Here is a 1,453-nt window from a genome sequence, read left to right as displayed (position 1 = left end):
AGTAATTCGTTATCCTTGGTGCTTGCGAATCTCATTTCGATCGAAACCCGCAACCAGTTGACGGTATCCATTTCTGCCAGACATCTGTCGCTGTAGAGTACGAAGTGTCATGGGCGCCATATTTTCGTCCAATTCCCTAAAAAATGGATTGTTCAAGCAATATCCTATGTCAAAACGATCCATTGCATTATGTTTTGTCATGTAGCCACAGAGCACCCGCCCGAGCCTGTCCTCCGATTTAATTTCATTTAAAAGGTTTTCAAGAACAGTGCCAATCGAATAGACATCACTTTTTTCATCCGTGTGCGGAGGCATCATTAGATTAACTTCATATTTTTCATACCCCGTACGCATAACCGGTCCATATTGATAGTTGTTATTTACAACATTACCTTCTGAGACATGCCGCCCCTTCGTTGCGGGCTGGAAAGCGCTTCGGCGGACGAGAACTGGACGGGCAAATGTACGGGTTTCAAAACGCGGCTGAGACTCGGGAGCTTGGTAGCCATGCGTTCCTGCCGTCGGCGGCAATAGGGTTAGCGTCGACGCTCCGAAGTCAATAAGTTTCAACGTGCCATCTTTGGTATACATGAAGTTTGGCGGGGTCATGTCACAATGGACAATGCCCGCGCTGTTAGCATCGCGCGCCGCTACAAGTAAATAGCGTATCGTGAATTTTATAAGATTCAGCTTCTCACTGTGGTCTACCTGCAAGGTTTGTATGTTTTGGAGCAACGACATGCCGCTTGGGCCGTCGATCTTTTCCATAATTAATAACTTCTTTTTTCCCGAATCAAAGTCAACATCCGCGACTCCATAGACACGCACTATGTTTTTCGGAACCCGTCCTGCGCTTTCATAGATTCTTCTCATCGCCCCGTACTCGTGCATCAGCCGCATACGTAGTGTCGCTTCGTCGCGCTCGCATGTTATCTCTTTTCCAACAAAGGACTTGCCGTTGAGGTCCTTTAAATAGTGGATTACAGCAAACCCGCCTTTCGCAACATTCAACTGATCGGGTATCAGAACCTCCGGACCTTCGAGCAAGTTTGCGTACCAAGAGACTTTATTCGCGCGCCTGGCATGGCTTGGTCCGGGTGTAAATGAACGACGCGGCACCAAGCGCTCAATGCGTGGATTACACACAGAGCTAAGAGAACGTCCTTCACGAATTGCTCGAATATGGTCGTTCGATGCAAATGAGCTATTATTTTCGTATGAATACCCGTCGTCGCCTTTGCTTGAGTACATCTCCTCAGTTGCACGTGTGCTTGCCAGTGAATTCATTCTCATGCTTGAATACATACCCTCTCCGGCTGACTTATGTTGCGTCAAGATTAGTCAACGCATTGATAAAATTTCGGAAAAACCGCATCGAAGCCGTGACTCGATAGGTCAATCCACCCAACTTAACGAGCGGCTTTATCGGTAAGGGGCCGCATCGGCGTAAAAA

The 1,453-nt window shown here is 47.6% G+C and carries 1 protein-coding gene; it reads right to left on the bottom strand.

Annotation, left to right across the window (positions count from 1 at the left end; all coding sequences use genetic code 11):
- Positions 1-9: 9 nt before the first annotated feature.
- The gene (locus GWC77_RS27730; RefSeq protein WP_173262690.1) at positions 10-1,287 is read right to left on the bottom strand and encodes an AarF/UbiB family protein; all 1,278 of its coding nucleotides are present in this window, start codon (positions 1,285-1,287) and stop codon (positions 10-12) included.
- Between the last annotated feature and the right edge of the window lie 166 nt (positions 1,288-1,453).

The sequence above is a fragment of the Paraburkholderia sp. NMBU_R16 genome (genome assembly GCF_013282575.1).
Lineage (GTDB): Bacteria > Pseudomonadota > Gammaproteobacteria > Burkholderiales > Burkholderiaceae > Trinickia.
Note: the sequence above shows the minus strand (reverse complement) of the source record. Positions and strands in the feature narration are given on the sequence as shown.

Excerpts from the sequence above, each read along its gene's own strand:
- GWC77_RS27730 (WP_173262690.1), bottom strand. The coding sequence starts at position 1,287 with ATGAATTCACTGGCAAGCACACGTGCAACTGAGGAGATGTACTCAAGC.